The following is a 7,295-nucleotide window of genomic DNA, read 5'->3' on the forward strand; positions in this document are numbered from 1 at the left end:
CGATTTTGCGATGAAGTTTTATGACGACTCAGCTTGCACTCTAGAATAGAGAAATGTCGTCATCGGAGTTTATTGGTCTAGCCTATGTCAGTTTTGGCTGTTGTTGCCCTTCTCGCAGTCCTGATCTTCGTGCATGAGCTAGGTCACTTCCTAGCGGCTCGACTTCAGGGCATTTATGCAAATCGCTTTTCGATCGGGTTTGGTCCCATCCTGTGGAAATATCAGGGATCTCAAACAGAATATGCGCTTCGTGCCTTGCCGCTGGGCGGATTTGTGGGGTTTCCAGATGATGACCCCGATAGCAAAATTCCGCCCAACGACCCTAACCTGCTGAGAAACCGTCCCGTGTTGGATCGAGCGATCGTGATCAGCGCAGGCGTAATCGCCAATCTGTTGTTTGCTTATTTTGTCTTGGTGTCGCAGTTGGCGATCGTCGGGTTGCCCACCAGCTTTAGCTATCAGTCAGGCGTGATTGTGCCGCAGGTCATCTCTAAAGATGCTGTCGCGGCACAGGCAGGCGTTAAAGAAGGCGATTTGATCGTCGCAGTCAATGGTCAGACCCTAGAAGCTTCGGCGAAAGCAACCGATAGTTTGCGGCAAGCGATCGAGACCAACCCTGGCAAACCCATCCAGCTACAGATTCAGCGCAAAGGAGAGCCTGTTTCGCTGACCGTTGTTCCCAAAGCCGACGATCAAGGCAGAGGTCGCATCGGGGTGCAGCTTCGCCCCAATGGGTCAACGGTCTATCAGCGTCCAAGCAACCTTTTTAGCATCTTTGGCATTGCTGCCGAAGAGTTTCAGCGCATTGTTGTATTGACGGTGCAAGGGTTTGGACAACTGATTAGTAACTTTAGCAAGACTGCGGAACAGGTGGCGGGTCCGGTGGCGATCGTGGCAACGGGTGCCAAAATTGCTCAAGCCGATTCTGCTAGCTTGTTTAACTTTGCGGCTCTGATCAGCATTAACCTGGCGGTGATCAACATTTTGCCTCTGCCTGCGTTGGATGGCGGTCAGCTTGCCTTCTTGCTGATTGAAGGACTCCGTGGTAAGCCTTTGCCGATGCGGTTTCAAGACGGGGTGATGCAAACCGGACTGGTGCTGCTGCTGGGTTTAGGGGTGTTCCTGATCATTCGAGATACCGTTAATCTGATTCCTCAATAGTGAGCATCACGCGAAAGATTTCCGCCAAAAAACAGCGTGCACTGGAGATCCTGATTCGCCTCAAGCGTCTCTACCCCGACGCTCCATGCACGTTGGACTATGAAACGCCTGTTCAGCTAATGGTGGCGACGATCTTGTCGGCTCAGTGCACCGATGCGCGGGTAAATTTAGTTACGCCAGAGCTATTTCGGCGATTTCCTGATGCAGCGGCGTTGGCAGGGGCAGACGTGGCGGAGCTTGAAAACTTGGTGCGATCGACCGGATTCTATCGCAACAAGGCAAAGAATATTCAAGCGGCGTGTCAGATGATCATGACGGAGTTTGGCGGTCAGGTTCCGAGAATGATGGAAGACTTGCTGCGGCTTCCGGGCGTGGCGCGCAAAACGGCGAACGTCGTGTCTGCTCACGCCTATGGTGTGAATTTGGGCGTGACGGTCGATACTCACGTCAAACGCCTTACCTATCGACTTGGATTGACCAAAAACACCGATCCCGTCAAAATCGAGCGAGATTTGATGAAACTGATTCCTCAACCCGACTGGGAGAATTGGTCAATTCGGATTATTTATCACGGGCGGGCGGTTTGCATGGCTCGAAATCCGCAGTGTGATCGCTGTGAGCTTGCCGATCTCTGCCCCTCTGCCAACTTATCTGAAGAACCGACGTTAGAAGCAGCTAGCTCGGTTTAAGCGTGTCATCCACCAGAATTGCAAATCTATTTCGCCACTCGCTCGATCCATTCGGTAGAATAAGAGACACTATCTTTAAACTAAGGGTCAAAAATCTTCATGGCTAAGAAGAGCATGATTGAGCGGGCTAAAAAGCGCCAAGCAACAGTAGACAAATACGCTGAAGAGCGCGGAGAACTGAAAGAGCAGTTTGCTAAGGCAACAACTCAACAGCAAAAGCTGGCGATCCATCGTCAAATTCAGCAGTTGCCTCGCAACAGTGCTCGTGTACGCGTGCGCAAGATTTGTTGGGTGACGGGTCGTGCTAGAGGCGTGTATAGCGACTTTGGGCTGTCTCGCCACGTTTTTCGCGAAATGGCGCACCAGGGATTGTTGCCCGGTGTAGTTAAGTCAAGCTGGTAAGCTTTTGAGTTTTGAGTTTTGACTGACTCAAAACTCACAGCTTTCTACTGTCCACAGCAGCGATCGATGCCCAGACTATCTAACAAAATGTCACTGACTGCGTTAGCCACGGCAAACTCGCTGTAAAAACTCTGAGAAAAATCAAATGCTTGCATCTCTGAGATGATGGCAAGCACCAGGGAGCCGAGATCATTTTCGTCTTCCATGCGCTGCCGCACGTAAATTTGAGCAGCCCGTTGAGCGATCGTATGATTGACGGCTTCTGGCAAAAACTCTTGATCGAGCCATTGGTGTAAGTTTTGCTGAAGCCACTCCCCCTCCTGAACTGGGTTGGTGGCGGGGGGTAGCGTGATCGATGGGATGGGTTCAACCATTTGTTATGACACCTTCAGCGATCGGCTAAACTATCCAAACTATACACGGATCGGTTTGGGATTCATCCGCTCTCCTTGTCATTTGTAACTATCGTCACTCATCACAAATGACCCTTTATGCAAATTGATGTGCCGTCGATTGTTGAGGGATATGCCCAAGGTTATTTCTTGATGGCAGACGAGTCGGGGAATGATTTGGATTGGTATTCCAGTCGAGAACGAACGCTGATTCCGCTAGATGAACGGTTTCGCTATCCCCGATCGCTGCAACGAGTCTTAAATCAAAATCGCTTTACAATCGCGGTGAATCGAGACTTCAAATCAGTGGTAGATGGATGCGCCGATCGGGAAACGACCTGGATTTCTGAGGAGCTTAAACAAGTCTATTGGGCACTGCATCAAGCGGGATGGGCGCACAGCTTTGAAACATGGCAAGGAAATCAACTCGCAGGGGGAATTCTGGGCATTGTGATTCGAGGTGCTTTTATTGGGGAGTCAATGTTTTTTCAGATTCCAGATGGCTCGAAAGTGGCAATGGTGAAACTGGTAGAACGCCTACGAGAGCGAAATTTTGTGCTATTTGATGCTCAGATGACCAATCCTCATCTAGAGCGGTTTGGCTCGCATGTCATCAATAACCGCAGCTACCGAGATTTGTTGAGACAGGCGCTCGATCGTGACTGCTCACTTGAATAGATGCCGAACTACGGAAATAGCTGACCAGTCGAGAACACTATTCCTTGAAACGTAGAAAGCTCGATCGAGTCATTCTCGCTGAGTGTGAACTCCTCGCCGTAGCGATCGCCATTTGATCGACGAAACCCTAAAACCTGTCGTTTGTTGACATCCAACACCCAATACTCAGAAATATTTGCTTTGGCATAGAGTTTTGCTTTACGGGTACGGTCTCCGTTCAGGGTTGAATCAGCAACTTCGGCTAGAAACAAAACGTCTTCCGGCTGCGGATGTCGATCGAAGTCCTTTCGCAGCTCAAGTCGGACGATGGCAATCTCGGGTTCGGGTTCAGAATCGGGTGGCAGCGTAATCGGCAGTTGCACTCGCACAATCACCTGCCCCATCAGCCTTTCTCTCAAATAATCTGAGGCACATTGCGTCGTGGCAGCATGGGGCGATCGTTGAGGATTCATTGAACAATCACCCCTTCTAGCAACTCCACTTGATCTGCCGGGGTCAAGATCCCAAACTCAATCATGCGGTGATAGTCCTCCACGTTCCACTTTTTTGACGGTGGATTTGAAGACTCGACGATCGTGTGACTTTGAGACATCTTGCACCTCTCTCTAGGGCTGCTTTTCGATGATGCCGCCGCCAAGCAAGACTTCTCCGTCATACCAAACGGCAGCTTGACCGGGCGTGATGCTGAACTGAGGGTCGTCAAAAATGATTCGCACACGAGAATGCTCGATCGGAATCACCATTGCCTGAACCGCCGCAGACCGATATCGAATTTGAACTTCGGCGTGAATCGGGGTAGTGGGTGGCTCGATCGAGACCCAGTTCACTCGATTCACCGTGCAGTCGGGATCTTGTGCTTCAGAGCGATCGCCAACCACGACCCGATTTCGCCCCGCGTCGAGTTCGAGGACGTAGAGCGGCTCACTGTGGGCGATGCCGAGACCCTTGCGCTGTCCGATCGTGTAGTGATGCACACCTTCATGCTGACCCAAAACATTGCCAGATTTGTCTACAATATTGCCCGTTTGTGGCGTGATGTATTTGTCAAGAAATGCGCGCATAGAGCCGTTTGCTTCGACGAGACAGAGATCTTGACTTTCGGGCTTGTCGGCAGTGTGTAAGCCAAATTCTGCTGCGATGCGACGAGTCTCAGTTTTGGGCTGTTCGCCGAGCGGAAACATCACTTGAGAGAGAATTTCTTGCTCTAAGTCATAGAGAAAGTAGGACTGGTCTTTGGTGCGATCGACCGCCCGAAGTAGCTGATAGCGTCCCGTTTGCTTGTCATATCGGATTCGAGCATAGTGACCCGTAGCAATCTTATCAATGCCCAACTGTCGCGCATAGTTGAGCAGGGGCGTAAATTTGACCGCTTTATTGCATTGAGAACAAGGAAGCGGCGTGATTCCGTCGCTGTAGCCTGTCACTAAATAATCAATAATATTCTCTTGAAAGAGATCGCGGCTATCAACAACGTGGTGAGGAATGCCCAAAAATTCGCACAGTTTGGCAGCGTCTACCATGCCTTCTGAGCAGCACTGACCTTTGCCCTTCATCAACCAGAGGGTTACGCCAACGACACCATAGCCTTGATGATGAAGAGCGGCTGCGGCAACTGAGCTATCGACTCCGCCGGAGAGTCCTACCACAACTTTGTTCATGAACTGAGAATTAATAGAATCAAATTCTCTTATAGGCTAACACCCAAGGGAGGATGAATAGAGTCATCAATGAGTTTTCGTTACGCCTAGTGTTGGCTTATATGAGATTGAATCAGATCCCCGATCGCTTGTGGCGTTTCAATCGGCAGCAAATGTCCGGCATTGGGAACGACAACTAATTGAGCATCGGCGATCGAGGAAATCACGTCCTGCTCAAGTAATGATTTGGGAATCACCGGATCATCAGCCCCCACAATGACCAGAACGGGAACCGTGATCCTAGACATTACCGACGAAATATCTTGACGACTTCCAACCTCTAGCCAAGCGTTCCACGCCGTTTGAGACGTGCGGAGATTATCTTGAACCACTCGATCGAAAGCGACATCACTCAAGGTTTGAACCGTGATCTTATGAGCGGTTTCTTCAGCCGCCGATCGGTCGCCGTGAGTTTTGAGGAGTCTCGATCGTTCGGATGATTTGATCGGCTCTGGAGTCGGAGGTGAGGGTGCGAGTAAAATCAGCGATCGCAACCCAGAAGGTTGATTGGCTGCAAACGCCAGCGCGACTTTTCCGCCCATCGAATGCCCAATGAGAATGTAATTCTGAAGATCAAGCTTGTGAATTAGTTCCGCAATGATTTTTGCAACTGCTTCTACAGTAGGTTCTTTAATGGGTTGTGAATCACCAAAGCCTGGAAGATCAGGAACGATGCAGTGATTTGTTTTTTGTAGTTGAATAATCAATTCAGACCATGATTCCGACGATCCTGCAAAGTAGTGGAGAAACACCAAAGATGGGTTTCCTTTACCTCGTTCTAGAATATTTAACTGAGCATTCTGAATTGTTTGTTGCACAGATCGACCTTAACTTCTACGACGGCTTATCGTAACAAATTTAGCAACGACATTCAGAAACTTCGATCGCATCATTTAAGTTAGATCTGTCAATCAAATCTAAACAGTGCAAGCAGTGACTCACCTTAAACAAAAAATGTTACAGTCTCCTTTCAGAGTGGTAGCCGTTGCGTTGACTGGGCTAATGGTCATGACTAGCGCAGGAATCTCGACGCACGCTGCACTGGCTTCGCAACCCTCTCAGCATTCATTAGAATTAATCGCGGCTGAACCCTCAGTGCCGTTGCTCCGATCGGTCGAACAAGCCGTTCGCCAAGATCTCTCTCAGCGTCTCAACGTCCCATTACAGGATGTCAAAATTGTTAGGTTTACGCCCCAAACCTGGTCAGATGGTTGTTTTGGTTTGGGAGGTGCAACCGAAAATTGTCTGCTGGTTCAAGTCGAGGGATGGCGTATCGAAATGACCCACAACCAACAAACTTGGATCTATCGCACCGATAAAACCGCCAACGCAATTCGGGTAGAGCCTCAGTCAATGGGAGAAGTTTTGCCCCCGATCGTCAGTCAACGTCTCATCAGCGCGGTCGCAAAAGAGGTACGAGTTCCGGCGGCTCGATTGCAAATTGCCCATGTGAAATCTGCGGTTTGGGATGGCTGTCTAGGTATCTTTACGCCCGGACGAGGCTGCACTAAAATCGCCCTTCAAGGATGGCAGGTGGTCATTGCCAGCAGTAACCGCAGTTGGGTCTATCACCTTGACCAAGACGGGAGCCGAATTGTCCAAAATCCCACCGCAAGCGGCAGTTGGGGAAGCTTAGTGCCTGCATTTATTCCACAACCCAAACCTGCGCCCAAATCTGATATTGAGCCAGCGATCGTCTTTCGATCTACGATCGGCGGTGATTTTGTTGGCAAAGTTACCCAAACTACGTTAACAACAGACGGCACGATTACGCAGTTGATTACGGCTCCCAATATTCGCTCTCGCCCGGTGGTGATTAAGCAATTGTCTCAGCAACAAGTTGAGCAGTTTCAGCAAGTATTACAGACGCAGCGATTTCTCAATCTCAATGGTCTGAGATATTTCAGCAAACCCGTGATAGCCGATTATCCTACAACCACGCTGCAAGGAATGGGCAGTATCACCCAATATGTCGATTTAGAGACCAAGCATCTCCCTAAAGCGTTGCGACAGGTGATTCAAACCTGGGAGAAGCTCTAGAAGACTGGCTTAAAAATAGAATCCCTCGTTGCGTAGTTTGTGGATTTTGACTTTGCTCAACCCACTCGCGAAAAATTGAGGGCTGAGCGAAGTCGAAGCCCAGTCAGTTGGGACTCGATTAAACCGCAATTCCCTAAAGCAATAGTTCGGACAGTTTTTGCGGTCAGACGTGGACAGAAAAGCTATCCATCAGCTAGGGTGCAGATTAGAAACAAAGCGCACCGGATGGATAGCCA

Annotated in this window: 10 protein-coding genes; 5 read left to right on the top strand and 5 right to left on the bottom strand. The window is 49.7% G+C overall.

Translation table 11 applies throughout. From position 1 onward, the window contains the following. The first annotated feature begins 84 nt into the window (after positions 1–84). From rseP to rpsN, 3 genes are all read left to right on the top strand, one after another. Positions 85–1,161 carry an RIP metalloprotease RseP gene (gene rseP / locus A8707_RS01360; protein ID WP_068814462.1) on the top strand — a complete coding sequence of 359 codons (1,077 nt, stop codon included), beginning with the start codon at positions 85–87 and terminating at the stop codon, positions 1,159–1,161. Beyond that, positions 1,161–1,850, top strand: coding sequence for an endonuclease III (nth, locus tag A8707_RS01365; RefSeq protein WP_068814463.1), 690 nt, complete (start codon positions 1,161–1,163; stop codon positions 1,848–1,850). The genes rseP and nth overlap by 1 nt, the downstream gene beginning before the upstream one ends. Before the next feature lie 99 nt (positions 1,851–1,949). Next, positions 1,950–2,252, top strand: coding sequence for a 30S ribosomal protein S14 (rpsN, locus tag A8707_RS01370; protein WP_068814464.1), 303 nt, complete (start codon positions 1,950–1,952; stop codon positions 2,250–2,252). A 44-nt stretch (positions 2,253–2,296) separates the two neighbouring features. On the opposite strand, the gene A8707_RS01375 is transcribed toward rpsN, so the two are convergent. Further along, positions 2,297–2,626, bottom strand: a complete 330-nt coding sequence (locus A8707_RS01375; RefSeq protein WP_068814465.1) for a hypothetical protein — start codon at positions 2,624–2,626, stop codon at positions 2,297–2,299. Positions 2,627–2,743: 117 nt separating this feature from the next. Here A8707_RS01375 and aat point away from each other — a divergent pair, with 117 nt between their 5' ends. Next, positions 2,744–3,322, top strand: a complete 579-nt coding sequence (gene aat, locus A8707_RS01380; protein WP_068814466.1) for a leucyl/phenylalanyl-tRNA--protein transferase — start codon at positions 2,744–2,746, stop codon at positions 3,320–3,322. Positions 3,323–3,330: 8 nt separating this feature from the next. On the opposite strand, the gene A8707_RS01385 is transcribed toward aat, so the two are convergent. Genes A8707_RS01385 through A8707_RS01395 form a run of 4 tightly spaced genes read right to left on the bottom strand, consistent with a single transcriptional unit; the run spans position 3,331 to position 5,837 of the window. Continuing rightward, positions 3,331–3,774 (bottom strand): Uma2 family endonuclease, encoded by a 444-nt coding sequence (locus A8707_RS01385; RefSeq protein ID WP_197484554.1) that lies wholly within the window; start codon positions 3,772–3,774, stop codon positions 3,331–3,333. Next, positions 3,771–3,914: a hypothetical protein gene (locus A8707_RS28840; RefSeq protein WP_197484555.1), complete on the bottom strand. Its 144-nt coding sequence runs from the start codon at positions 3,912–3,914 to the stop codon at positions 3,771–3,773. Before A8707_RS28840 ends, A8707_RS01385 begins: the two co-directional genes overlap by 4 nt. A gap of 13 nt (positions 3,915–3,927) precedes the next feature. Beyond that, a complete protein-coding gene (gene mnmA / locus A8707_RS01390) occupies positions 3,928–5,013 on the bottom strand; it encodes a tRNA 2-thiouridine(34) synthase MnmA (protein ID WP_331711660.1) in 1,086 nt (361 codons plus the stop codon). A 53-nt stretch (positions 5,014–5,066) separates the two neighbouring features. Beyond that, positions 5,067–5,837, bottom strand: a complete 771-nt coding sequence (locus tag A8707_RS01395) for an alpha/beta fold hydrolase (RefSeq protein WP_068814468.1) — start codon at positions 5,835–5,837, stop codon at positions 5,067–5,069. 136 nt (positions 5,838–5,973) lie between these two features. On the opposite strand from A8707_RS01395, the gene A8707_RS01400 reads away from it, so the two are divergent. After that, positions 5,974–7,059 carry a hypothetical protein gene (locus A8707_RS01400; RefSeq protein WP_156518305.1) on the top strand — a complete coding sequence of 362 codons (1,086 nt, stop codon included), beginning with the start codon at positions 5,974–5,976 and terminating at the stop codon, positions 7,057–7,059. Positions 7,060–7,295 lie beyond the last annotated feature (236 nt).

It is taken from the genome of Phormidesmis priestleyi BC1401 (assembly GCF_001650195.1).
Lineage (GTDB): Bacteria > Cyanobacteriota > Cyanobacteriia > Leptolyngbyales > Leptolyngbyaceae > Phormidesmis_A > Phormidesmis_A priestleyi_B.